A 24,618-nucleotide genomic window follows, 5' to 3' on the forward strand; every position below is an offset into this window, starting at 1 on the left:
GCGTGCATTCGAGATACCGTTGGTGTATGAGCACGGACACCGCCACCACCACCGAGACCACCGACGAGGGGCCCGTGGTGACCTTCGCCGATCTCGGCCTGAGCGATGCTGTGCTCAAGGCCGTCAAGGACATCGGCTACGAAACCCCTTCCGCCATCCAGGAAGCCACCATCCCCACACTGCTCGACGGCCGCGACGTCGTCGGCCTCGCGCAGACCGGAACCGGCAAGACCGCCGCCTTCGCGCTGCCGATCCTGTCCCGCATGGAGCCCGGCAGCAAGAAGCCGCAGGCCCTCGTGCTGTCCCCGACGCGTGAGCTCGCCCTGCAGGTGTGCGAGGCGTTCGAGCAGTTCGCGTCGCACATGAAGCACGTCCACGTCCTGCCGGTCTACGGCGGTCAGGCGTACGGCGTGCAGCTGTCCGCCCTGCGCCGCGGCGTCGACGTCATCGTCGGCACGCCCGGTCGCATCATGGACCACCTGGCGAAGGGCACGCTCGACCTGTCCGAGCTGAAGTACCTCGTGCTCGACGAGGCCGACGAGATGCTCAAGATGGGCTTCGCCGAGGACGTCGAGACGATCCTGGCGGACACCCCCGACGACAAGCAGGTCGCCCTGTTCTCCGCGACCATGCCCGCCCAGATCCGCCGCATCTCGCAGCAGTACCTGACGGACCCGGCCGAGATCACCGTCAAGACCAAGACCAAGACCGCCGCGAACATCACGCAGCGCTACCTGATGGTCTCGTACCCGCAGAAGGTCGACGCCCTGACCCGCATCCTCGAGGTCGAGGACTTCGAGGGCATGATCATCTTCGTCCGCACCAAGAGCGAGACCGAGACCCTGGCCGAGAAGCTCCGGGCCCGTGGCTACGCCGCAGCCGCCATCAGCGGTGACGTCGCCCAGGCCCAGCGCGAGCGGACCGTCAACCAGCTGAAGTCCGGCAAGCTCGACATCCTCGTCGCCACCGACGTCGCCGCCCGTGGCCTCGACGTCGACCGCATCACGCACGTCGTGAACTACGACATCCCGGTCGACATCGAGTCCTACGTGCACCGCATCGGCCGCACGGGTCGTGCCGGCCGCTCGGGTGACTCGATCAGCTTCGTCACCCCCCGCGAGCGTCGCCTGCTCTCCGCGATCGAGCGCCACACGAAGCAGCCGCTCACCCAGATGCAGCTGCCGACGATCGACGACGTCAACGAGACGCGCCTGACCCGCTTCGACGACGCGATCACCGCGGCGCTCGAGGACCAGGGTCGCATCGCTGCCTTCCGCGACGTCATCGCGCACTACGTCGAGCACCACGACGTCCCCTCGGACGACGTCGCCGCCGCCCTGGCCGTCGTGGCGCAGGGCGACTCGCCGCTGCTCCTGACCGCAGCCGACGACGCCCTCCGCACGCAGATGGAGCGCGACGCCCGTCGTGGCGAGCGCGACGACCGCGGTGCACGTGACGACCGCGGCCCGCGCAGCGACCGTGGCGGCGACCGTGACCGGGACCGTGCGCCCCGCCGTTCGCAGCCGATGACCGCCTACCGCATCGAGGTCGGCCGCCGTCACCGCGTCGAGCCGCGCCAGATCGTCGGCGCCCTCGCCAACGAGGGCGGCCTGCGCCGCGACGACTTCGGTGCGATCCGCATCCAGCCGGACTTCTCGATCGTCGAGCTGCCCGCCGACATGGACGGCGGCGTGCTCGACCGCCTGACCGACACCCGGATCAGCGGCAAGCTCATCGAGATCAAGCCCGACCGCCGTGGTGGCGGCCGCCGCGACGAGCGTCCGGAGCGCAAGCCCCGCTACTGACGCGAGCCGCGTCCTCGACGCGACCACCTCTTGACGGGAGGCACGGTGCCAGCTGGCACCGTGCCTCCCGTCCGTCGTCCGGTCGCGTCTCCCGCCGCGGCCGTCCCGCGTGCCGGCGGTGCGTCACCAGCCTTGCGGTGCGGGGAACCGCAGATCACGCTCGGATCCATTCCCCTGGCGTCCGAGCGGTGCTGTGATACCTGGAGCCGTGACGCAGGGAGCCGCGGAGAAGGCAGGGGAACGAACGTGTACCGAGCACTCATCACCGTCGCAGCAGCGGCGGCGCTCGTCATCGGGGGAGTGGCGCCGGCGACGGCAGCCCCCTCGTCCTCGGCGCCCGGAGCGCCCACCACCGTCCGGGTCACCGGAGCCGGCGACAGCGCGACCGTGGCCTGGGGCGCCCCGAAGTCGGGCGCGAAGGTGACCGGCTGGAAGGTCACGATCGCCCCCGCGCAGCACCAGCCCGGCAACGGCGTCGACCGGCTGCCGGCGAAGGCGCGGTCCGACCGCTTCGGTGACCTGACGCCGAAGACGACCTACAAGTTCTCGGTCCGAGCGATCGGCGCGAAGAAGTCCGGCCGCACGATCCTGGTCCGCTACACCACGCCGTCCGTGGTCGACACGACGCAGTCGCTGTTCGCCCTCGACGCATCCGGAAACGTCGTGCGCTTCGCCGAGGACGGTTCCGGCGCCGGGAAGGTCGTCGCGGCCAACGGGACGGGCTTCGCCGCGGACGACGTCGGCGACGTGTTCACCCCCTCGGCCGACCGCACCTCCATCCTGTTCCACCCCGCCGACGGCAGTGCCACGCGGACGCTGGCGACCGGGCTGCACCTGACCGCCGACCTGCGTTCCGACGTCGCCGGCAACCTGTACTGGATCGACTCGGTGACGGGGGCAGTGCAGAAGCTCCCCGTCGGCAGCTCCACCGCGACGACCGTGCTCGACCTGACTGCCACGGGCAGCGGCCAGCGGTTCTGGACCGTCACCCCCGACGGCAAGGTCGTCGCCGTCGGTGGTTCGCAGATCTCCCCGATCGTCGTGGGCACCGGCACGAGCCCACGGGCGATCACCCTCCCCGGCAGCTCCGGTGTCGGGTACCCCGCAGCGGTCCTCGCGGACTCGCACGGCAACGTGTACGTCGACATCCGTTCTCCCGGTGGCGCCGGCTCGTGGGCCTGGTACCAGCTGAAGCCGGGCGCCACGGCGCTGACGCGGATCGAGCCCCGTCTGGCGTTCGAGTACGCGGCGGCCAACGCCGACGGGTTCTCGCTGCTGCAGTCCGCCGAGTGGTGCAGCGCCCCCGCCGAGTACCCGACCAGCCCGGCCGGCTGCAAGGTCGACCGCACGATCCCGGACAAGCTCGTGGTCGGCTCCAGTGGGAAGTCCACCGTGGCGGTCTCCGGCATCACGGCGGGGTCGCGCGGGGCGAACACGGGTGCCGCCTCCGACGACGGCGACGTGTTCGCGAACGTCGACAGCGGGCCCTCGGCCGGGCTGTGGCGCGTGCCGGCCTCCGGCGGGGCTGCGCAGCAGCTGTCGTCGGCGCAGTACTCGCGGCTGCTGGTGATCTGACCGGCAGACCGAGGCAGGACGGGGTGGGACGCAACGGCGCGTCCCACCCCGTCCTGTGTTCCGGGCGGGGGGGGGCGTGCGGCGGGGTGGTGCGGTGGGCGGTGGGGCGGGTGCCGGCCCGAGGTTCCGAAATCTCGGAGTGTCGGCGCTCTCTCGGTCCCTCCGTGGAACCTCGGCGGCACACTGGCGGCTTGTTGTGGAACCTCGGCGCCACCCGGTGTCGCGGGGTGGGGCGCGGGGTGGGGGAGCAGGGTACGAGGTCCGAGGTTCCGAGATCTCGGAACCTCGGCGCGCTCTCGGCCGCTCCGTGGAACCTCGGCGGCACACTGGCGGCATGTTGTGGAACCTCGGCGGCGCCGCAGCCTGCAGCCCGCCCCCGCCGCCCGCCCCCGCAGCGCCCCCCAGCCCGCCTCACGCCACCCCCGCCACGGTCCGCCGACACACCTCGTCCCACGGGGTCGGCTCGATGCCGAACACCGCGCGACTCTCGGCATCGTCGACCACGTACGGCGCAGTCCACTGGTAGCTCATCTGGGCGAGCTCCCGCATCATCGGTGACACGACCCCGAGCGCACGGATCGCCGCCGCGGGCATCCGGTGGACGGCCACGGGTGCCTTGCCCGCCGCGGCCAGCACCTCGGTCAGCGCCTGCCGCTGGGTGCGAGGAGCGTTGCTCGGCACCATCCACGTGCGGCCGTGCGTGCGCTCGTCCGAGGCTGCCGCCACCAGGGTCCTGGCGACGTCGAGCACGTCGGTGAAGGTGTGCGGCAGGTCGGTCCTGCCGATCATCGTCACGGCCTTCCCCTGCAGTGCGGCCGGCAGCACCCGCGTGACGTGTCCGTTCGCCCCGATGCCCGGCCCGACGTAGTCCGAAGCGCGGACCTCGACCGTGCGGATGCGTCCGGCACGGTGCGCGGCCAGGGCATCGGCCCACAGCCGTGCGCGGAGGATCCCCTTGTGGTCGGTCGCCGCGTCCGGTGTGTCGGGGCGCATCGGGCCGTCGACCGGGCCGTACGGGTACAGGTTCCCGGTGATGGCGTAGACGGCTCCGGTCCGCTCGGCAGCGGTCAGCATCGACGCCGCGAGCGGTGGCCAGGTGCGCTCCCACTGGGTGTAGTCGCCGGGGTTCGCGCAGTTGTACAGCACGGCGGCGCCGTCGGCTGCCCGGGTGAGTGCCTCGGCCTCGGAGGCGTCGAGCGCGAGGTGTCCGACCCCCGACAGGCCGGTGTCGCGACCCGAGCGGGTGGCGACGGTGACGTGCTCGCCGCGCTCGGCGAGCAGCGCGGCGACGTGGCGGCCCACCGGGCCGGCGCCGATGACGAGGTGGTGGTGCGACATGGTCCCTGCTTCCGTTCTCGTAGCGAGAGCGGTGCTCTCGCAACCAGGATGCGCGCTCGGACACGAAATAGCAAGAGCACTGCTCTCATTTGTGTGCAGTGCTCTCGTGTGGCATGGTGACCGGATGGCACCGACAGCACGCGAGCTCGCCCGGCAGACGATCCGAGCGGACATCCTGGCCGCCGCGCGCACCCGCCTCACCGACGAGGGGCCCGCAGCGCTCAGTCTCCGCGCCGTCGCCCGCGACGTCGGCATGGTGTCGTCCGCGGTGTACCGGTACTTCCCGAGCCGCGACGACCTGCTGACGGCGCTGCTCATCGTCGACTACGACGAACTCGGCGCAGCGGTCGAAGCTGCTGACGCCGCGGCCGGCCCGGAACCGGGTGCGCGCTGGGTCGCCGCGTGCCGCGCGATCCGATCGTGGTCCGTCGCGCACCCGGGCGACTTCGCGTTGCTGTTCGGGTCGCCCGTGCCGGGATACGCCGCACCGCGCGAGACGGTCGTGCCCGCCGCGCGGACGACGCTCGCGCTGGTGCGGGTGGTGGCCGATGCGGTCGCGCCCGGCGGGGACGTCACGTCGGCGTCGGGGGCGGACGGGAGGCCCGGATCACCCGCCGCGCCCACGGCGGCTCCCGGGGTGGCCGGTCCCGCCGTCGCGGACGCAGTGACCACCCTGCGGTCGTTCGGCGTCGCACTGCCCGACGAGGTCCTGGTCCGCACCCTGATGGCCTGGTCGACGGTGTTCGGGACGATCTCGTTCGAGCTCTTCGGCCACTTCGTCGGCTCGGTGTCCGACGGTGCCGCCTACTTCGACCAGGTGATCGCGCGGCTCGCCGACGACCTCGGGTTCGCCGCCGCGTTCTGACCCGGTCGTGCGGTCGGCCCGGGCCGTTGTCCACGACTCGCACTCGGGGCCTGACAGAGTGCCGGTCACTGCGGTAGACAGGTCCCTACGCTGAGGTCGTGCCCGACGACCGGAGCGGACGGCCGGAACGGTGTCCCCTGGGCAGCTGCCGGACGGCACCACACCCGGGCGTGCGCTGCGGCCGGGGTCCGCGCGGATCAGGAGGCACCCTTGCGACGCAGCTCGGCCGGCGACCCCGCAGACGGAGCGACCCGGTGACGGCGCTCGACGTCAGCCGCCAGGACCGCCGCCGGCTCACCACCGGCACGGCTCGCCGTCGACTCGTCACGGTGCGCACGGTCGCACTCCTGGCGTCGATCGCCGGTGTGAACTACGTCGTCTGGCGCTGGGCCGCCTCGGTGAACTGGCACTCCTGGTGGATCGCCGTGCCGCTCATCCTGGCCGAGACCTACAGCGTGATCGACTCGCTCCTGTTCGCGTTCGGTGCGTGGCGGTTGCGCGAGCGCGGTGAGCCCCCGACGAAGCCGTCCTCCGACGTCACGGTCGACGTCTTCATCACCACCTACAACGAACCCGTCGAGATGGTCGTGCGCACGGCCCGTGCGGCGCAGGCGATCACACACCCGCACACGACGTGGATCCTCGACGACGGCAACCGCCCCGAGATGCGTGCGGCCGCCGACTCGCTCGGCATCGGTGTCATCACCCGCGGTGCCGACTGGATCGATCGTCCCCGGCACGCCAAGGCCGGCAACCTCAACAACGCCCTGCTCGCGACCCAGGGCGAGTTCCTGCTCATCCTCGACGCCGACCAGGTACCAGAGCCCGGCATCCTCGACCGCACGCTCGGCTACTTCAAGGACCCGCGGATGGCGCTCGTGCAGACGCCGCAGTGGTTCGAGAACGTTCCCGAGGCGGACCTGCTCGGCAGTCAGGCGCCGCTGTTCTACGGGCCGATCCAGCAGTCGAAGGACGGCTGGAACGCCGCCTTCTTCTGCGGGTCGAACGCGATCCTGCGGCGCGAGGCCCTGATGCAGCTCGGCATCTCCCGCTACGTGGTCGAGGTCGAGGCCTCGGTGCAGCGCACGATCACGACGTCGCGGAAGCTGCTGGCCCGTGCGCGTGAGACCGAGACGGACCCGCGGGTGCTCGGCGCCCTGGACGAGGCCGAAGCCGTCGTCGACCGCGCTCGCGACCAGGTCCGGGCCGGTGAACCGCTCGGCGACGTCACCTACGCGTTCCAGCGGGGGATTGACACGATCGCCTTCCGGTTCGCCGCCGCCGACCTCGAGTCGGTGCGGAACGACCTGCAGGAGCTCGCCGCGATGTCGACCGACGCGAACACCTTCGCCGGGCTCGACGACGCCGCGCTCGACGTGCTCGGGCGGCGCGACGCATCGCCCGTGGCGGCCATCGAGTCGATCGCGGTCCTCGCACGGGCACTCGACGTCAACCGCGACGACGAGGCGCAGCCGATCATGCCGCTGGCGACGATCTCGGTGACCGAGGACATGGCGACCGCCATGCGGCTGCACGGGCTCGGCTGGAAGTCGGCGTACCACGACGAGATCCTGGCGAAGGGCCTGGCGCCGGAGGACCTGCCGACCATGCTCGTGCAGCGGCTCCGTTGGGCGCAGGGCACCATGCAGGTGTTCTTCCGCGAGAACCCGCTGGTGCAGAAGGGCCTGTCCTGGGGGCAGCGCCTGATGTACTTCTCGACGATGTGGAGCTACCTGTCCGGGTTCGCCGCGATCGTCTACATCGCGGCCCCGGTGCTCTGCCTGTCGTTCGGCGTCGTCCCGGTGCAGGCCTACAGCGTCGACTTCTTCGCCCGGCTGATCCCGTTCCTCGTGCTCAACCAGCTGCTGTTCTGGGTGGTGGCCGCCGGCAGACCGACGTGGCGCGGGCAGCAGTACTCGCTCGCGCTGTTCCCGGTGTGGATCGAGGCGGTGACGAGTGCGTTCGAGAACGTGTTCCGCGGCAAGCCGCTCGGGTTCCGGGTCACGCCGAAGGTGCGCGACGAGACCGAGCAGAAGCCCCGGTGGGACCTCGTCAAGCCGCAGCTCATCGCGATGGGGGCGCTGGTCGCGGCACTGATCTTGATCGGCATCCGCTACCTGACCGGGCAGGCGTCGGGCATCGCGCCGCTCGTCAACACCGCGTGGGTCGTCTTCGACCTGTTCATCTTCAGCATCGTGATCCGGGCCGTGCTCTACCGCGGCCCGGGCACGGGAGTCCAGTCAGAGCACGAGTCGAGCACCGCCGGAGGACCACTGTGAACGCCGAGACCACCTTCGACGTCGCCGCGACGCCCGTGTCGCTCGACGAGGTCCAGGACCGCTTCGGCGTCTGGTGGGACGGCCTCGGCATCGACGATGCCCGGCTCCGCTTCGCGCTGGAGACCGCGCTGGCCGAGGTCGCGGCGAACATCGTGGAGCACACGATCCGTTCCGACCAGGAGACCGGTCGGCGCTACACCGTGCGGCTCGAGTCGACCGACCGAGCGCTCACCGCGGAGCTCACCGACAACGGTCTGCCCGTGGACATCGACCTGAGCGCCGTCACGATGGCCGACGTCGAGCAGGAGAGCGGACGCGGTCTGGCGCTCGCGATCGCCGCCCTCGACCGCCTGGAGCACCGGCACGAGCACGGGCACAACGTCTGGACGCTGGTGTGCGACCGGTGAGGCTGCTGGCGGCCCGCGTGGTCGCCGTCCTCGTCACGATCGCGACGCTCCTGCTCGGCGGTGCACTGCCGGCGTCCGCGGTGACGGTGCACACGGCCGCGGAGCCGGCGAGCGGGACGACGTGGTTCGGCCCGGACCTCGACTGGGGCGACGACTCCCCGGCGGGGTACGAGGGACGGCTCGGTGCGACGCCGTCGATGTACGGGGTGGAGATCGACTACCCGCTGGACCGCTCGGCCAGGCGAGAGCTCCTCCGCGCGACGCGTGCCGCGGCGACGCAGGGCGCGGTCCTCGTCGTGAGCCTCGAGCCCGGGCAGTCGCTCCGGTCACTCGACGCCGCCGACGCCCGCGCCGCGAACACCGCGTTCCAGGAGATCCACGACCAGTACGACACCCAGGTGCTCGTGCGGTTCGCGCCGCAGATGAACGGCACATGGGTGCGCTGGGGGCAGCAGCCGACCCAGTTCGTGCAGGCGTTCCGGACGCTCGCGACCGCGGTGCACGGCGGCGACTCCGACGCGCGCATGGTGTGGTCGCCGTCGTACGGCGCGGGGTACCCGTTCGGTGAGTCTGCGGGACGTCTGGCGGACCTCTCCGCGACCGACGTCGCGAAGCTCGACACCAACGGCGACGGCGAGCTGACCGCGGCCGACGACCCCTACGAGCCGTACTGGCCGGGCGACGCCTCGGTCGACTGGGTCGGCTTGTCGATGTACTACTTCGGCAAGGGCAAGTCGACCGAAGCCGCCGGTCGTGACGTCCCCCTCACCCGCAACGACGTGCCGGAGCGTGGCGAGGTCGAGTCCCGGTTCGACGAGACGTGGGGCTACGAGCAGCAGCAGGCGGACAGCTTCTACGACCGGTTCGCCGTCGACGGCGACCGGTCGATGCTGCTCGACACCGGGGCGCTGTACGACCACACCCGCCGGGGTGACGCGGAGCTCCCGGTCAAGCAGGGCTGGTGGCGGCAGGTGATCGCCTCGGTCCAGGACCGCCCGTTGATCCGGGGCGTGACCTTCCTCGAGACGAACCGCCGCGAGCCCGAGGCCGGGAACCGTGTCGCCGACTGGCGCGACACGGCGGTGCCCGGGATCGCCGGGTCGTTCCGCACCGACCTCGAGCGCGGCGACCACTTCGCCTTCGGGCCCGTCACCGACCGCATCACCACGCAGCAGGGCAACGCCGCGACCGACCAGCAGTACGACACCGGCGGCGACCAGATGGCGTGGATCGTCTGGGTCGCCGTGGGCCTGGCGGTGGTGTTCCTGCTGAGCGGGCTGTTCGGACGGTTGCTGCCGAGCTGGCGCTACCCCGACGACGGCAAACCCGGGCGTGACCTGCGGCTCGACCTGTTCCGCGGGTTCATCATCCTGGCGGTGGTGATCACCCACATCGAGATCGGCGGGCCGTACTCGTACCTCACGCTGCACGCGGTCGGTGCGATCACCGGTGCCGAGATGTTCGTGTTCCTGTCCGGCATGGTCCTCGGCATGACCTACCCGTTCGCCATCAAGAAGTTCGGCGAGTGGGCGGCCGCGATCGGGGCGTGGAAGCGTGCCCGCAAGCAGTACCTCGTCACGCTCGTGGTGATCGCGGTCGTCTTCGCGCTGAGCTTCGTCCCGTTCCTGAACACCGACGCGATCACGACGTTCACCGACCGGGGGACCGGCACCGGGGGCGTCGGTGCCGAGGGCCGGGTGTACGACCTGTACCCGAACGCGATGCAGTTGCTCGGCTACCCGCCGCCGTGGTACGCCATCCGACAGTTCCTGCTGCTCGAGATGGGCCCGTGGCCGTTCAACATCATGGGTCTGTTCGTGGTGCTGAGCCTGTTCATCCCACCGCTGCTCTGGCTGATCCGCCGCGGCTTCTGGTGGGTGGTGCTCGTCGTGAGCTGGGCGCTGTACGTGTTCCAGGCGCTCAACCCGGAGTTCCGCCCGCTGAACTCGCAGTTCGAGGCGGTGTTCCCGCTGCTCACCTGGCAGGTCGTGTTCACCCACGGACTGGTGCTCGGGTACTACCGACGGCAGATCATCGGCGCGCTCACCGGGCGGCTCGGCAAGGTCCTGGTCGGCATCGGTGTCGGCGGTTACGCGGCGTTCCTGGTGTACGTCTGGGCGGCGAACCACGCCGGGTTCACACCGGTCCCGTTCCCGGCGTCGATGTACGAGGACCTGTACAACACGGCGTACCAGCGGGTGGACCTGCAGTGGGGCCGACTGGTCGACATCGCGTTCTTCGCGATCGTCTCGTACGCGATCCTGACGGTGTTCTGGAAGCCGATCTCGACGGCGATCGGCTGGCTCTGGATCCCGATCGGGCAGGCGAGCCTCTACGTCTTCGTGTGGCAGGTGTTCTTCGCGCTGGCGATCGCGTCGATCCCCGGCGTGCCGTGGGGCGACTTCTGGATCGGCTTCGTGGTGCACTCGGCGTTGATCCTGCTGGCCTGGTACATGGTGCGGAAGAAGTTCCTGTTCTCGGTCATCCCGCGCTGACGCGCGCACCGATGGACGGGAGGCCCGTGGCGGCGTCGCCACGGGCCTCCCGTCCGTCTCCGGGTCGCGTCAGCGGACCGCGACCACCAACGGCGTCGGGTTCACCGGGTCCGGCGGGACGGGGAGCGAGCCGCGGATCTGGTTCTGCGCCTGGCAGTCGCTCGTGCAGTTGGTGGCACCCTGCGACAGCTCGACGGCGTCCTCGCCGAGCACGCCGCCCAGCCGGCCACCGGGCTGGACGGTCCACGTGGTGGTCGTCGCGGTCTGCGACGTCTTCGTGGCGACCTGCGGGCTGTCCTTGCCGAGGAGCATCTGGTGCGAACCACTGCCGGACGCCACTGCCGCGACGCCGTCGCCGAAGTTGATCTTGCCCGTGTAAGGGTTCGTGAAGTAGAAGAGTCCCGCACCGAGCGTGTGGGTGAACGTCACCGGGCCGGCGAACTCGGTCTCCATCTGGAAGACGCCGCCCTGGGCGCCGTCCTTCGCCTGGATCTTGTACTTGCCCAGACTCGTCGAGAAGATCGCGACCAGGGTGTCGTCCTTCACGTCGAGCGACGCCAGCTCGGCGCCGGCGAGTTGGCCGGCGGTGAGCGACGGGACCTTCGAGGCGAACACCACCGTCGGCTTCGTCACCATCCGCTGCGTGTCCGCCGCACCGGTCAGGGTGTAGTCGTACACGCCGAGGTCGGCGATGCGGATGTCGAAGCCGTTGTGCTTGCCACGGACCTTGATCGAGCCCGAGACGGCGACGCCCTTGACCTTGAAGTCCTTGCCCACTGCGGGGTTCGTCGTGGTCCCGTTCACCGTGACGGTGTAGTCGCCACCGGTCGAGGTCTTGCCGGACGCGTTCGCGGGGGAGACCCCGACGAGGGCGGCTGCGGCCACGGCGCCGAGGGAGACCGCGGCGGCGATGCCGGTGAGTCGGCGGCGCGTGCGCACGGTGTGCGTGGAAGCCGGGTTCGTGGGTGCGGCGTGCATGGGTGCCTCCTGGGGAGGGGCCGGGGTGGCCCGTACACGTCGATCGTCGCCGGACCCGGTCGACGGCACCATCGGACCTTGGTACTAGTACCCGGTCACCAGCCGTGGTCGCGGGCCCAGAGTGCGGCGCTCGTCCGGTCGGCGACCCCGATCCGCCGGAACAACGAACCGACGTGCACCTTCACGGTCCGTTCGGCGATCCCGAGCTCGGTGGCGATCTGCCGGTTCGACAGTCCGCGAGCGAGCCGCACCAGGACGTCTCGCTCGCGCGGGGGCAGGTCCGGAGCCGGGTCGGCGGGCGCGGCCCCGGGCAGGAGCGCACGGGCCACCCGCGGGTCGATGGGCGTCTCGTCCCGGCCAGCGGCGCGGACCGCGGCGACGACCTCGTCGGGGGAGGCGTCCTTGAGCAGGTAGCCGGTCGCGCCCGCGGCGAGTGCGGCTCGGACGTGGTGGTCGTCGGAGAAGGTCGTGAGGACGAGCACCCGGACATCGGGCAGCAGGGCGCGCACCTGCCGGGTGGCCTCGACCCCGCCGGCGCCCGGCATCGACAGGTCCATCACCACGACGTCGGGTCGGAGCACGGGGGCGAGCGCCACGGCGTCCTCGCCCGTCGACGCCTCGCCGACGACCGCGCAGTCGTCGGTCGTCGCGAGGACGGCGCGCAGGCCGCCCCGGACGAGGGCGTGGTCGTCGACCAGGAGCACCCTCACCGCAGGTCCTCGGTGTCCGCGGGGACCTCGAGCTCCCAGGTGGTGCCGGTGCCGGACCCGGTGCTGAGGCGCAGGGAGCCGCCGGTGTCCTCGGCGACCTCGCGCAGCAGCGTCGTCCCGAGGTGCCCGGCGCGGATCGAGCCGACGACGAGCGCCGGGTCGAACCCGGTGCCGTCGTCGGCCACGACCACCCGCACGACGGCTCCGGACCGGTCCACCGTGACCTCGACGCGGCTCGCCCCGGCGTGCTTGACGGTGTTCCAGACGGCCTCGCGGACGAACCGCACGACCGCGAGGAGCGCCGCCGGCGAGGCGTCGACGACGTCGGGCGAGCGGATGACCGTGGTCAGTCCGGCGGCGCGAGCCCGTGCGCAGGCGTCCTCGAGCGCGGGAGCGAGTCCGTCGGGCGTCGGGGCCGCTGGACGGATCGTCGACATCGACGTCCGGAGCGATGACACCGCCGACCGGAGCACGACCGCGGCGTCGCGCGTGGCGGGGTCGGCGCCCAGCGAGAGGGCGAGGCCGGCGACGTCCTGCACCGGGCCGTCGTGCAGTTCCGCGGCCATCCGGCGACGTTCGGCGGCCTCGGCGTCGAGCGCGCGCCCGAGGAGCCGTTCGCGCAGCCGCTGGCCGGAACGGATGCGGACGAGCAGCCAGAGCAGCAACGGGACGAGCAGTGCGAGCACGACGGCGACGACGCCGAACGCCAGGGCGGCGAACGACCCCCGCAGGTCCGCAGCTCGGGCGAGCACGTCGTCGTAGGGCTGGTACGCCTCGAACAGCAGCGCTTCCCCCGCGGGCGTGTGCACCGCCTGGTACGCCTCGAGCAGCGGCCCGTGTCCGCGTTCGTAGCGGTTCTCGGGCTCGTCGAGGTCGGACACCTCGGCGTCCGACCGGTCGGACTCCAGTGCCTCGAGGTCCTCGGCGGACAGCGGGAACCGCTCGCCGACCAGCCGCCGTTCATCGGACCACAGGACGGTCCCGTCCGCGGCCCAGAGCTTCATGCGCACGGCCGATCCGGCCCGGAGCTCGCCGGCGACCGCGTCGTCCAGTCGGGTTCGGGCGGCGGCGTGATCGGCGTCGTTCGCGGCCGGGTCGGCGATCACGTCGAGCAGCGCCGGTTCGACCACGACCCGTGCCAACGCCGCGGTGTCGGTGGTCGCGTCGCGGACGGCGAACGACTCGGCGATGCGCTGGGAGACGAGTGCCCCGGCGGTCGCGACGGCGGCTCCGCCGACCACGGCGGCGAGGACGACCCCGACGAGGACGCGCCCCCACGGAGTCCGCCCCGTCCGTCGCCGCGGGTCGGCGGCCACCACCACGACCGGCTGCGCGGTCGTGCCACTGTCCGACGACCGTTGTCCGTGCACAGGGACACCGTAACCGGCGCGCCGTGATCGTGGAACAGGCGGACGGGAGGCTCGTGGCGGCGTCGCCACGGGCCTCCCGTCCGTCCTCGGTCACGTCCACCGCACGCGCCGCGCTCGACAGGAGCGGTCGCGGTCCCGCGACGCGCCGCTCACGTCCGCCGAGGTTCCGATCGGGAGCCTGACGGCCGCCGACATGCCGAGATCTCGGAACCTCGGGGGAACACGCGCGGGCGTGCCGGGCGGGCGTGCCGGCGCGCCTACGGCGTGGGCACGGGGGTGCGCAGGGCCTCGCGCACCGAGCTCCACGCCGCCAGGCGGTCGCGGACCGCGTCGTGCCGCTCGGCGGCGAGTGCCTCGACGTGTGCGCGCTCGAGCACCTCGTCGATGACGATGCGCTGCCCGGTGCGGGTCGACGCGATCGCCGCCTCGACCATGGCGAGGCTCATGACGTTGCCGTGCACCTCGCCGTCCGGGGTCTCGCCGGAACGCACGGCGTGCACGAAGGACGTCAGCGCCCCGGCGATCTCGTGCCCCACGCTGGCAGCGGCCGACGGCGCACCGGCGGTGCCGTCGAGGTCACTGGACGGGTCGTGGTCGCCGTCCCACAGTGCGGTGCCGGCGGCACCCGAGGCCCGCCAGTCGCCGTTCCACGAGGTCTCGGCGCCCGGTGCGCACCACGAGCCGTCGTACACGTACCGGACGTCGTCCTCGAAGGCGAAGACCGCTGCCGCCGCCGCGTCGCCGCGGTACCAGGACCACGACGGGTTCCACGACTCGCAGTACACCGACACCGGGTCGCGTTCGAGCACGTAGCGGGCGGAGTCGAACGCGTGGATCGCCATGTCGAGCAGCAGGACGTCGTCCATCTGCTCGCGGAAGCCACCGAAGTGCGGGGCCTTGGCGAACCGGGTGCCCAGGCCGCCGATCGCGCCCAGGCCGCGCACGTGCTGGCGGAACGCGACGAGCTGGTCGTTGTAGCGCCGCGACTGCGACACCATGAACAGCTTGCCGGTGGCCTCGGCTGCCGCGGCGAGCGACAGCGCTTCGGCGACGGTCTGCGCTGCGGGCTTCTCGCCGAGCACGGGGAGCCCGGCGTGCAGGGCCTGCAGCGTGACGGGGTGGTGCGCGACCGGGACGGTGATGTCGAGCACCGCCTGTGCACCGGTCTCGGCGGCGAGAACGGTCAGGTCGGTGCCGACGGGGATGCTCGGATCGCCGGCGTGTTCGGCACCGGCCCGCGCGGCGTCGAGGTCGAGGTCGACGATGCCGACCAGCTCGACGTCGGGGTCGGCGGCGACGGTGCTGAGCCAGGCCCGACCCATGCCCCCGGCGCCGACCTGCAGGACGCGGAGCGCGGTCACGCCTGCGCTCCGGCGTGGTCGTCGACGGGGGCGTCGTTGACCGGAGCGTCGTCGACGGGCGCGTCGTCGAACGGGCCGCGGTAGTGCTGGCCCTCGAAGTACTCGCCCAGGTCGTACCGGCGGAGCGTCGGGATCTCGCGCTCGCGCTCCGGCCGCGCCCACTCGGTCGCGTTCGCGATCACGCGGCGGACGTCCTTGTGGTGGTACACGGGGAAGTCCTGGTCGCCGGGCGAGAAGTAGAAGATCTTCCCCAGGCCGCGGCGGTAGGTCATGCCGCTCCGGAACACCTCGCCGCCGGTGAAGCCCGAGATGAAGACGAGCTCGTCAGGGGTCGGCACGTCGAAGTACTCGCCGTACATCTCCTGCTCGGGGATGACGATCGGGTTCGGGACGCCGCGGGTGATCGGGTGCTGCGGGTTGACGGTCCAGACGAGTTCTTGGTCGTGTTCACTCCGCCAGCGCAGGGTGCACGTGGTGCCCATCAGCTTGCCGAAGATCTTCGACCAGTGGCCGGAGTGCAGGACGACCAGCCCCATGCCGGACAGGACGTGCTTGTGCACCCGGTCGACCACGGCGTCGTCGACGTCCTGGTGCGCGGCGTGCCCCCACCAGGTCAGGACGTCCGTCGCGGCCAGGACCTCGTCGGTCAGGCCGTGCTCGGCTTCCTGCATGGTGGCGGTCCGGACGACGGCGTCGGGCAGGTTCTCGCGGATGCCGTCGGCGATCGCGCCGTGCATGCCGTCGGGGTACCGCTCGGCGACGTGCTGCTCGACCTGCTCGTGGACGTTCTCGCCCCAGACGGTGATGCGCAGCGGGGTGGTGGTCATGGTGTGCCTTTCTGGCTGGGTTGCGTGGTGGCGTCGGTCCGGGGCCGTCACTTGACGGCACCGCCGAGGGCACCAGCGGAGATGTACTTCTGCGCGAAGATCAGCAGGACGGCAGCGGGCAGGGAGGCCAGCACGGAGGTCGCCATGACGGGTCCCCAGTCGGTGACGTTCGAGCCGATGTAGTTGTAGATGCCGAGCGTGATCGGTCGCACTGCGGTCGTCGACGTCAGGGTCAGTGCGATGAGGAAGTCACCCCACGCGCCGAGGAACGTGAAGAGCGCCGCGGTGACGATGGCGTTCCGGCTGATCGGCACGACGATCGACACGAACGCCCGGAAGTCGCTGGCGCCGTCGACCAGTGCGGCCTCGACCAGGCTCGGCGGGATCGACTCCATGAACGCCCGCATGAGCAGGATGGCGAACGGCACCTGGACCGCGCTGTCGGCCAGGATCAGCCCGACGTAGCTGTTGAGCAGCCCGATGTTGTTGAACAGCGTGTACAGCGCGTTCGCGATGACGATCGCCGGGATCATCTGGGTGATCAGCAGCACGAGCAGGAACACCCGGCCGCCGCGCATCCGGAACCGGGCCAGCCCGTAGGCGGCCGGCGTCGCGATGGCCAGCGTCAGCAGGACGGTTCCGAGGCCGATGATCATGCTCGACAGGAAGTTCTGCCCCTGCTGGGCGAACGCGGCCTCGTACCCGGCGAAGGTGGGGGAGAACGGGAACCACGTCGCCGTGGCGGCCCCGGACGTCGCCTGCAGGCTGGTGTTCACCATCCAGTAGACGGGGAACACCATGATCGCGAGGAACACGCACCCGAGGATCGTGAACGGGATGCCCTTGGCGGAACCGCGCGGGCGGGGTGCCCGGGTGGTCCGCTTCGTCGTGATCGCGCGGGTGGCGGTGACGGTCTGGTTCGCGAGTCCGACGCTCATTCGTCGACCGCCTTCCGGGAGATCGCGATGTAGACCATCGCGAAGACGAACGAGACGACGATGAGCACGTTGCTCACCGCGGCTCCGATGCCGAACTGGAAGTTGATGAACGACTGGTGGTACGCGTTCGTGGCGAGGGTCTGCGTCGAGTTCGCCGGCCCGCCGCCGGTCAGGCCGAGGATGATGTCCACGACCTTCAACGTGTAGACGACCCCGAGCACGACCACGACGCTGACCACCGACCGGATGCTCGGCCACGTGATGTACCAGAACGCCTTGAACCCGGTGGCGCCGTCGAGCGACCCGGCCTCGTAGAGCTCCGGCGGCACGGACTGCAGGCCGCTGTAGAGGATCGTCGTGTTGAACGGGATGCCGAGCCACACGTTGACGCCGATGACGGCGATGAGCGCGAGGCTCGGGCTGACCAGCCACGGGACCGGGGCGATGCCCACCAGGCCGAGGAGCTGGTTGAGTGCCCCGCTGTCCTGGTCGAGCAGCCACTTCCACACCGCGCTCGAGGCGATGAGCGGCAGCAGCCACGGCAGGAGCAGGAGCCCCCGCAGGAAGCCCGACAGCGGGAAGTGCCGACGGAAGAACAGCGCGAGGCTCAGCCCGATGACGAACTGCAGGATGATCGAGCCGGCCGTGAACAGGGCGGTGTTCACGAGGCTCGTCGTGAAGACCGAGCTCTGGAACACCGAGATGTAGTTGCCGAGTCCCACCCAGGGGGCCTCGCCGGTGAAGAAGGTCGCCGTCGTGTAGTCCTGGAAGGACATGATGATGTTCTTCACCACGGGGTAGCCGAAGAAGACGGCCACGAAGACCGCCGCTGGCACCACGAAGAGCCATCGGGTCACGCCGGATCGGAACCGGGCTCGTCGCTGCCCGGGTCGGGGTGTCGTCACGGGCGGGATCGTCCGTGGTCGTGTCTGTGTCGAGGCGCTCACGCCGGGGTCCTTTCCTGCACGCCGGAGGGAGCCGACCGGTCGGCCGGCTCCCCGTGGACTACTGCTCTTGCGACTGCGCCTGCTTGAGCGCTGCCTCGGGGCTGGCCTTGCCGGTGAGGGCGAGCTGGACGGCGGTGTAGATCTTCGTGGCGGCCTTGGGCCAGTCGGGACCGAGCTCACCGGTGCGCGCGCGGGCGGTCTGCACCGTGGTGACGAAGGACGCGACCTGCGGGTGGTCCTTCGCCCAGGCGGCGCCGGCCTCGAGGTTGGTCGGCACGTTGCCGCTCACCTCGGACAGGGTCTTCTGCATCTTCTGCGAGTGGAGGCAGCCGACGAACTTGCCGGCGAGCTGCATCTTGTCCTTGTCGCCGGTCTGCGGGACGGTGAACGCCTCGCCGCCGAGCGGTGCGACCGTGGCCTCGCCGGTGCGCGTCGGGATCGGCACGCTGTCGAACTCGAGGCCCTTCTTCTCGTTGAGCGCCGGCAGCTGCCAGGGACCGTTGATCATCATCGCGGCCTTGCCGGCCAGGAACTGGTTGTTGACGTCCGCCTGGGCCCAGTTGATCGAGCTCTTCGACATCGAGCCGTCGTCCTGCAGGTCCTCGACGAGCTGCAGCGCCTGGGTGGCGTCCGCGGTGGCGATGTCCTTCTCGTCACCGCCGTTCGACCAGAAGAACGGCAGGAACTGCCAGGTGCCCTCGTACGTGTTGATGTTGCTCATCGCGAAGCCGTAGGTCGAGCCCTTGGTGAGCTTCTTCGCCGCGGCCTTGAGCTCGTCCCACGTCTTGGGCGGCTGGACGCCGGCGTCCGCCAGGAGCTTCTTGTTGTAGTAGAGCGCGATGGAGTTCGTGTTCGACTGCAGGCCGTAGAGCTTGCCCTTGTAGGTGCTCGCGGCCTTCACACCGGGCACGTCGCCGTCGGCGTCGAGACCGTAGTCGGACAGGTCGGACAGGGCACCGGAGGAGGCGATCTGCTGGACGTCGGGGTTGTCGAGCATGAGGACGTCAGGCAGCGTCTTCGACGATGCCTGCTGCAGCACCTTCGCGATCAGGCCGGCGCCGGCGACGTGGTTGATCGTGACCGTCGCGCCGACCTCCTTCGCGCACTGCTTGTAGACCGGGTTGTAGTTCGCGTCGTAGTAGTCCTCGATCGTCAGGGCCTTGCTGCCGCCCGACGAGGCCGATCCGGAGCCGGAGCACCCGGACAGGACCAGGGGGATCGTGGCGACGACGGCGACTGCGCCGACGAGGGCGCGCGTCCGGCGGGACATGGAGGGGAATCTTTGCTTCATTGCAGAGCTCTTCTCTTGACGGGTGCTGGGGCAGGCACGCATCGACGAGGCCGCTGACGTCATCGTCGCTGTGCTCCTGGGGCGAGAAGCTAACAGATAAGCGCTTCACCTGTAAAGCGCTTTTCTGACTTCGTGCGCGCTAGGATCAGCGCCATGGCCACGATGCAGCAGGTCGCCGATCGGGCGGGGGTCTCGATCGCCACCGTGTCCTTCGTGGTGAACGGGACGAAGTACGTGACCCCCGGCACGACCGCGCGGGTGAAGACCGCGATGCGCGAGCTGAAGTTCCGCGGCAACGTCGTCGCCCGGGCCCTGGCGAGCCGGCGGACCCGGATCATCGCGCTGCTGTTCCCGACCACCGGCAACCGCTTCAGCCCGACGACCTCGCAGTTCTTCATGAGTGCGGCGGAACGGGCATCCGAGCGGGGCTACCACCTGGTGCTCTGGCCGGTGGACCCCGCTGGAAACGACCTCGACGACCTCGTGTCGGGTGGGCTCGTGGACGGCGTCATCCTGATGGAGGTGCGGATGGACGACCCCCGCGTCGCCGTCCTCACCGACCTCGGCGTGCCGTTCACCCTGATCGGCCGGACCCGCGACAGCAGCGGTCTGCCCTTCGTCGACATCGACTTCGAGACGACCATCGAGGACAGCCTCGACCACCTCGAGACGCTCGGGCACCGCCGGTTCGGACTCGTGCTCGAGGACCTCGAGGGCACCCCGATGGCCGGCTACGCGCCGCACCTGCGCGTCGAGGCGACCTTCCGGCGCGCGATCGCCGAACGCGGGCTGGCCGGGACGGTCGTCACCGCCGGGCCGGGCAGCGACGGTGGACGGCAGGCCACGAGCGACCTGCTCGCGGCGGACCCCGACGTCACGGCGCTGCTCGTGATGAAGGACGACTCGTCCGCCGGCGTCCTGGTCGGCCTCTACACCGCCGGGCGGCGGGTCCCCGAGGACGTCTCCGTGCTCAGCATCGCGTCGTCCGAGGCCAACGCCGACCAGCACTACCCGCGGCTGTCGACCATGGTCGCGCCGGGTCAGGAGCTCGGGATCCGGGCCGCCGACGCCCTCATCGAGCAGCTCGACGGCACGTCCGACGACCTGCCGCACTTCCTGCTGCCGTGCACGCTCCGCACCGCGGAGTCCACGGCCCCCGCCCCCGCCTGACCACCTGCCGGACGGGAGGCGCGGTCCGGCGCCGCCACGGGCCTCCCGCCCGCCCGTGCCCACGTTTCGGGCTGAGCGACAGTTCGCGGGGCCGCGAACCCGTGAACTGTCGCCCAGCGCGAAAGCTCGGCACCGCGCCCCGCCCGCGCCCGCGCCCGCCGCCCGCGCCCGCCGCCCGCGCCCGCCGCGCGCGCCCACCGGGCGCTCAGGGTCCGTTGGTTGTGTGGACGCACAGGTTCGCAGCACCACACGTCGAGGAGGACGGATGGCCATCGACCGCAGGATGTTCCTGCTCGGGGGAGCGGGGGTGCTGCTCCTCGCGGGTTGCTCCACGCGCCCCGAGCGCACGCTGGTCCAGGACTGGCCCACCGACCCGCCAGAGGGCGAGGCGACGATCAGCTGGTGGGCGGGCCAGGTCGCCTCGAAGGACGGCGGTGACCTGCGGCGCCGGCTCATCGCCGAGTTCCAGAAGGAGCACCCGAACATCCGGGTGCGCATCGTGAGCGCCCCGAGCGACACCGACACGAACCGGACGAGCCTGACGACGCAGATCGCGGCCGGCAGCAGCACGCCGGACGTCTACCTCGGCGACGTCGCGTGGCCCGGGCAGTTCGCGAAGAACAAGCTCGCCACCCCGGTGAACCAGCTCGTGGGCGAGGACTTCTTCGACCAGTTCCCCGAGGGCCTGCGGCAGGCGGCGAGCGTCGACGGGACGTACTACATGTTCCCGCTCTACATCGACGAGTCGTTCTTCCTGTACCGGAAGGACCTGCTCGCGAAGCACTCCCTGCAGGTGCCGGGGTCGTGGGAGGAAGTGCGCGAGACGGCCGCGAAGCTCGTCGACACCGGTGACGTCAGCTACGGGTTCGCGTTCCAGGGCGACGTGTACGAGGGCCTCACCTGCAACGTCACCGAGTTCGTCGCGGACGCCGGCGGCTCGCTGCTCAACGACGACCTGACGAAGCCCGAGACGACGAGCTCGGAGACGAAGCGCGCCTTCGAGTTCATGCGGTCCCTGATCACGGACGGCGCGAGCCCCCGGGCCACGCTGACGTACCAGGAGCAGGACACGAACGACGCCTTCTCCGGCGGCCGGGCGGCGTTCCTGCGCAACTGGTCGTACGCGTGGGGCATCGCGAACGGGCCGGACAGCCAGGTCGCGGGCAAGGTCGGGCTCGCCGCCCGTCCCACCTTCGACGGGCAGGACGAGCACCACTCGACCATCGGCGGGTGGGGGAACTACATCAACCCGCACACGCAGCAGCCCGCGGCGGCGCTGACGTTCGCACGCTGGATGTCGAGCGAGACGGCGCAGCAGTTCCTGACCCGCGAGGGCGGCGTGCTGCCGGCCCGCAGCGCGTCGCTCGTCAGCGAGGACGCGAAGCAGCAGCAGCGCCCGACGTACGACACCGCTGCCGGCATCACGCTCGTGCCCCGTCCGACGTCGACGGCGTACTACCCGAAGGTCTCGCAGGGCGTGTACCAGAACGGCAACAGCATCCTCGGCGGACAGGCGTCCGTCGACGGCGGCACGAGCACGATGGCCTCGGCCATCGCGCTCGCCCTGCAGGGGGAAGCGCTGTGAGCGCCGGCACGGCCACACGGTCGGGCACCAGGCCGGGAGGCACGGGTCGCCAAGACCCGCCGCCCCGCCTGAGCGGGCGGTCACGTCTCGACCGTATCCGCGCGCGGGGCGCGTGGGGCTTCGCGGCCCCGGCACTCCTGGTCGTCGCGGCGGTGACGATCTTCCCGGTGGTCTACTCGATCGTCCTGAGCTTCGCGGACGTCGAGGTCGGCTACGAGGGGTTCACGATCCAGTCGTTCGGACTCGGCAACTACGCGGCCCTGCTGCAGAGCGCGGACTGGTACCGAGCCCTCGGGTTCACGGTGCTGTACACGGTCGTGACCGTCTCGGTGGAGCTCGTGCTCGGCATGCTCGTCGCCCTCGTGCTCGAGCGGCTCGGGGCCACGCGCGGTTGGATGCTCGCGCTCATGCTCATCCCGTGGTCGCTCGTCACCATCGTCAACGCGCAGCTGTGGAAGTACATCTACGACAGCACCTACGGTGTCGCGACGTGGTTCTTCGGCCTGTTCGGGGACGCCCCGGTGATCCTCGGTGAACCGGTGCCCGCGATCACGGGCCTGATGGTCGCGGACATCTGGAAGACGACGCCGTTCGTGGCGATCATCCTGCTCGCCGGGCTCGTGCAGATCTCCGAGGACCACTACGAGGCCGCCGAGCTCGACGGCGCGAGCACCTGGCAGACGTTCTGGCGGGTGGTGCTGCCGCAGCTCACCCCGACGCTGACGATCGCGGTGCTGTTCCGCATCCTGCAGGCGTTCGGCGTCTTCGACCTGCCCTTCGTGCTGACGAACGGCGGACCGGGCACCGCCACCCAGTCGCTCGCGATCATGGGCTACAAGGTCCTGTTCCAGGACATCAACATCGGCCCGGGCGCGGCGATCGCGACGTCCACCGCGATCATCGTCGCGGCCGGGTGTCTGCTGTTCCTCCGGGCCTTCCGGAACCAGGCGAAGGGAGGGGATGCCTGATGCCCCGTCAACGTGTGCGCAAGGGCTGGCGCAAGTGGGTCAACACCGTCAACGTCAGCGGCGTCGTCATCGCGGTGCTCACGGCGCTGCCGCTGTACTGGCTGGTGTCGACGTCGCTCAAGCCGGCGTCCGAGATCGGGCAGTCGCCGCCCACCGCGTTCCCGCAGGCGTTCACCCTCGACAACTTCGTGGTGGCCTTCCGCGACAACGCGCTCGGGCAGTACATGGTGAACAGCGTCATCGTGTCGGTGTCGACGACGGTGATCGTGCTCGCGCTGGCGTTCCTGGCGGGCTACGCGCTCGCCGGCCGGTGGATCAAGGGCCGCACGGCGATCATGACGTCGCTGCTCATGCTGTCGGTGTTCCCGGCGATCGCGGTGCTCACGCCGCTGTACCTGCTCGAGCGCAACCTCGGGCTGCTCAACTCGTACCCGGGCCTGATCGTGCCGTACGTCGCGTTCAACCTGCCGTTCGCCATCTGGATCATGCGGAACTACCTGGTCGGGATCCCCTCGACGATCGAGGAAGCGTCCGAGATCGACGGGGCGGGGGCCTGGCGCACCGTGCTCAGCGTGATCCTGCCGATGGCGAAGCCGGGCCTGTTCACGGTCGGCGTCTTCACGTTCACGGCGTCGTGGAGCGAGTTCCTGATGGCGCTGACGTTCAACAGCGAGAACTCGTTCCGGACGATCCCGGTCGGCATCGCGCTGTTCGGCACGCAGTTCACGGTGCCGTTCGCGCAGATCTTCGCGGCGAGCGTCGCGGCGACGGTGCCGATCGTGATCCTGGTGCTCGTGTTCCGCCGCTCGATCGTGTCGGGGCTCACCTCCGGTGCCGTCAAGGGGTGACGCGTCCATTGATTCCTGAGGGATAGTCCGCCAGGATCGGAGCAGACGTCGACGGCGACGGCCAGGACCAACCACCCCGGCCGTCGCCGCCACCGATCGGCGTCACGGATCAGGAGACACGTCATGGCTGACAGCACTGCGCCCCCGCGCGCCCGGAACCGTGGCCGTCGCGCCGCGGACGACACCGCCCGCCGCTCCCGGCGTCGCAACCGGGTGTTCGCGCTCGCTACCGGCGGGGTCCTCGTCATCGGCGGCGCGGGCTACACGCTCGCGTCGTGGACGGACAGCGAGTGGGTGTTCGGCGGCAACGGCTCGGGTGGGCCGGGCGTCGGCACCTCCGGGTTCGAGGTCGAGCAGAACGTCACGGCGCCGTTCGCCGCGGCGGGCTTCACCTCGGACGAGACGAACCCGGGCCAGGCGCTCCGGTTCACCGTCGACGCGCTCGCCCTGTCGCCGGGCAGCGCGATCTACGCCCCCGTCGCGCTCCGCACCACCGCCGACTCGATCGCCGGCGACCTGGTGCTCCGGGCAGCGGTCCCGGCGTCCGGTGTCACGGTCTCCGACGCCGACGACCTGCTGTGGAACGCTCTGCAGGTCCGGGTCGCCGCGATCACGGACACCACCGCAGTGTGCGACGCCACTGCGTTCGACGTGCCGTGGACGAGCGTCGCGTCCGGGCCGCTCGGCACGGCTGCCGCGACGATCGCGCGGCCCCTCGCCGCGGCCAGCGGGTCGACGCAGGTGTACTGCTTCGAGGTCTCGCTGCCCGCGTCGCCGACCCTGCCCGCCGGCACGTCGGTCGACGCGCTCCAGGGGCGGACGGCCGCGCCCGCGTGGCAGTTCGCCGCCGAGTCCGACTGA

The 24,618-nt window shown here is 70.9% G+C and carries 20 protein-coding genes; 11 read left to right on the plus strand and 9 right to left on the minus strand.

Annotation, left to right across the window (positions count from 1 at the left end):
- Positions 1 to 26 precede the first annotated feature (26 nt).
- Together EDF23_RS15730 and EDF23_RS15735 are read left to right on the plus strand one after the other, a co-directional pair.
- Positions 27 to 1,805, plus strand: a complete 1,779-nt coding sequence (locus EDF23_RS15730) for a DEAD/DEAH box helicase (RefSeq protein WP_123294656.1) — start codon at positions 27 to 29, stop codon at positions 1,803 to 1,805.
- Positions 1,806 to 2,051: 246 nt separating this feature from the next.
- Positions 2,052 to 3,380: a fibronectin type III domain-containing protein gene (locus EDF23_RS15735; RefSeq protein ID WP_165901161.1), complete on the plus strand. Its 1,329-nt coding sequence runs from the start codon at positions 2,052 to 2,054 to the stop codon at positions 3,378 to 3,380.
- A gap of 411 nt (positions 3,381 to 3,791) precedes the next feature.
- Here EDF23_RS15735 and EDF23_RS15740 read toward each other — a convergent pair whose 3' ends face one another.
- Positions 3,792 to 4,718, minus strand: a complete 927-nt coding sequence (locus EDF23_RS15740; RefSeq protein ID WP_131922228.1) for an NAD-dependent epimerase/dehydratase family protein — start codon at positions 4,716 to 4,718, stop codon at positions 3,792 to 3,794.
- A 124-nt stretch (positions 4,719 to 4,842) separates the two neighbouring features.
- Here EDF23_RS15740 and EDF23_RS15745 point away from each other — a divergent pair, with 124 nt between their 5' ends.
- From EDF23_RS15745 to opgC, 4 genes are all read left to right on the plus strand, one after another.
- On the plus strand, positions 4,843 to 5,583 hold the full coding sequence (locus tag EDF23_RS15745; RefSeq protein ID WP_131922229.1) for a TetR/AcrR family transcriptional regulator: 741 nt from the start codon (positions 4,843 to 4,845) through the stop codon (positions 5,581 to 5,583).
- Positions 5,584 to 5,912: 329 nt separating this feature from the next.
- Positions 5,913 to 7,862 (plus strand): glycosyltransferase, encoded by a 1,950-nt coding sequence (locus EDF23_RS15750; protein ID WP_131922350.1) that lies wholly within the window; start codon positions 5,913 to 5,915, stop codon positions 7,860 to 7,862.
- Positions 7,859 to 8,269 carry an ATP-binding protein gene (locus EDF23_RS15755; RefSeq protein WP_165901162.1) on the plus strand — a complete coding sequence of 137 codons (411 nt, stop codon included), beginning with the start codon at positions 7,859 to 7,861 and terminating at the stop codon, positions 8,267 to 8,269. The genes EDF23_RS15750 and EDF23_RS15755 overlap by 4 nt, the downstream gene beginning before the upstream one ends.
- Positions 8,266 to 10,764 carry an OpgC domain-containing protein gene (gene opgC, locus EDF23_RS15760; protein WP_131922231.1) on the plus strand — a complete coding sequence of 833 codons (2,499 nt, stop codon included), beginning with the start codon at positions 8,266 to 8,268 and terminating at the stop codon, positions 10,762 to 10,764. Before EDF23_RS15755 ends, opgC begins: the two co-directional genes overlap by 4 nt.
- A 69-nt stretch (positions 10,765 to 10,833) precedes the next feature.
- Here the strand turns inward: opgC and EDF23_RS15765 are convergent, their stop codons facing one another.
- The 8 genes from EDF23_RS15765 to EDF23_RS15800 form a co-directional block, all read right to left on the minus strand.
- Positions 10,834 to 11,742: a hypothetical protein gene (locus tag EDF23_RS15765; protein WP_131922233.1), complete on the minus strand. Its 909-nt coding sequence runs from the start codon at positions 11,740 to 11,742 to the stop codon at positions 10,834 to 10,836.
- 95 nt (positions 11,743 to 11,837) lie between these two features.
- A complete protein-coding gene (locus EDF23_RS15770) occupies positions 11,838 to 12,452 on the minus strand; it encodes a response regulator transcription factor (RefSeq protein WP_207895515.1) in 615 nt (204 codons plus the stop codon).
- Positions 12,449 to 13,822, minus strand: a complete 1,374-nt coding sequence (locus EDF23_RS15775; RefSeq protein WP_131922237.1) for an ATP-binding protein — start codon at positions 13,820 to 13,822, stop codon at positions 12,449 to 12,451. The genes EDF23_RS15770 and EDF23_RS15775 overlap by 4 nt, the downstream gene beginning before the upstream one ends.
- A 257-nt stretch (positions 13,823 to 14,079) precedes the next feature.
- Positions 14,080 to 15,183 (minus strand): Gfo/Idh/MocA family oxidoreductase, encoded by a 1,104-nt coding sequence (locus EDF23_RS15780; protein WP_279388211.1) that lies wholly within the window; start codon positions 15,181 to 15,183, stop codon positions 14,080 to 14,082.
- On the minus strand, positions 15,180 to 16,010 hold the full coding sequence (locus EDF23_RS15785; protein ID WP_131922239.1) for a ThuA domain-containing protein: 831 nt from the start codon (positions 16,008 to 16,010) through the stop codon (positions 15,180 to 15,182). Before EDF23_RS15785 ends, EDF23_RS15780 begins: the two co-directional genes overlap by 4 nt.
- 47 nt (positions 16,011 to 16,057) lie before the next feature.
- Entirely contained in the window at positions 16,058 to 16,948 is an 891-nt protein-coding gene (locus tag EDF23_RS15790; RefSeq protein ID WP_111084887.1) for a carbohydrate ABC transporter permease, read from the minus strand.
- Positions 16,945 to 17,805, minus strand: a complete 861-nt coding sequence (locus EDF23_RS15795; protein WP_111084886.1) for a sugar ABC transporter permease — start codon at positions 17,803 to 17,805, stop codon at positions 16,945 to 16,947. Before EDF23_RS15795 ends, EDF23_RS15790 begins: the two co-directional genes overlap by 4 nt.
- Positions 17,806 to 17,953: 148 nt before the next feature.
- Positions 17,954 to 19,165, minus strand: coding sequence for a sugar ABC transporter substrate-binding protein (locus tag EDF23_RS15800; RefSeq protein WP_131922241.1), 1,212 nt, complete (start codon positions 19,163 to 19,165; stop codon positions 17,954 to 17,956).
- A 174-nt stretch (positions 19,166 to 19,339) separates the two neighbouring features.
- Between EDF23_RS15800 and EDF23_RS15805 the strand changes: the two genes are divergently transcribed.
- The 5 genes from EDF23_RS15805 to EDF23_RS15825 all read left to right on the plus strand — a co-directional run bounded on the left by EDF23_RS15805 (position 19,340) and on the right by EDF23_RS15825 (position 24,618).
- On the plus strand, positions 19,340 to 20,356 hold the full coding sequence (locus EDF23_RS15805; protein ID WP_207895517.1) for a LacI family DNA-binding transcriptional regulator: 1,017 nt from the start codon (positions 19,340 to 19,342) through the stop codon (positions 20,354 to 20,356).
- Between the two features lie 265 nt (positions 20,357 to 20,621).
- Entirely contained in the window at positions 20,622 to 21,941 is a 1,320-nt protein-coding gene (locus EDF23_RS15810; RefSeq protein ID WP_131922243.1) for an ABC transporter substrate-binding protein, read from the plus strand.
- Positions 21,938 to 22,909, plus strand: coding sequence for a sugar ABC transporter permease (locus tag EDF23_RS15815; RefSeq protein ID WP_185021092.1), 972 nt, complete (start codon positions 21,938 to 21,940; stop codon positions 22,907 to 22,909). Before EDF23_RS15810 ends, EDF23_RS15815 begins: the two co-directional genes overlap by 4 nt.
- Positions 22,909 to 23,757: a carbohydrate ABC transporter permease gene (locus EDF23_RS15820; protein ID WP_243648957.1), complete on the plus strand. Its 849-nt coding sequence runs from the start codon at positions 22,909 to 22,911 to the stop codon at positions 23,755 to 23,757. Before EDF23_RS15815 ends, EDF23_RS15820 begins: the two co-directional genes overlap by 1 nt.
- Positions 23,758 to 23,880: 123 nt before the next feature.
- Positions 23,881 to 24,618, plus strand: coding sequence for an acyl-CoA dehydrogenase (locus EDF23_RS15825; RefSeq protein WP_243648958.1), 738 nt, complete (start codon positions 23,881 to 23,883; stop codon positions 24,616 to 24,618).

Origin of the sequence: Curtobacterium sp. PhB128 (genome assembly GCF_004340725.1) — a bacterium.
Lineage (GTDB): Bacteria > Actinomycetota > Actinomycetes > Actinomycetales > Microbacteriaceae > Curtobacterium.

Coding starts and splice junctions, on each gene's coding strand:
- EDF23_RS15730 (WP_123294656.1), top strand. CDS start 27: ATGAGCACGGACACCGCCACCACCACCGAGACCACCGACGAGGGGCCC.
- EDF23_RS15740 (WP_131922228.1), bottom strand. CDS start 4,718: ATGTCGCACCACCACCTCGTCATCGGCGCCGGCCCGGTGGGCCGCCAC.
- EDF23_RS15745 (WP_131922229.1), top strand. CDS start 4,843: ATGGCACCGACAGCACGCGAGCTCGCCCGGCAGACGATCCGAGCGGAC.
- EDF23_RS15765 (WP_131922233.1), bottom strand. CDS start 11,742: ATGCACGCCGCACCCACGAACCCGGCTTCCACGCACACCGTGCGCACG.
- EDF23_RS15785 (WP_131922239.1), bottom strand. CDS start 16,010: ATGACCACCACCCCGCTGCGCATCACCGTCTGGGGCGAGAACGTCCAC.
- EDF23_RS15790 (WP_111084887.1), bottom strand. CDS start 16,948: ATGAGCGTCGGACTCGCGAACCAGACCGTCACCGCCACCCGCGCGATC.
- EDF23_RS15800 (WP_131922241.1), bottom strand. CDS start 19,165: ATGTCCCGCCGGACGCGCGCCCTCGTCGGCGCAGTCGCCGTCGTCGCC.
- EDF23_RS15805 (WP_207895517.1), top strand. CDS start 19,340: ATGGCCACGATGCAGCAGGTCGCCGATCGGGCGGGGGTCTCGATCGCC.
- EDF23_RS15810 (WP_131922243.1), top strand. CDS start 20,622: ATGGCCATCGACCGCAGGATGTTCCTGCTCGGGGGAGCGGGGGTGCTG.
- EDF23_RS15820 (WP_243648957.1), top strand. CDS start 22,909: ATGCCCCGTCAACGTGTGCGCAAGGGCTGGCGCAAGTGGGTCAACACC.
- EDF23_RS15825 (WP_243648958.1), top strand. CDS start 23,881: ATGGCTGACAGCACTGCGCCCCCGCGCGCCCGGAACCGTGGCCGTCGC.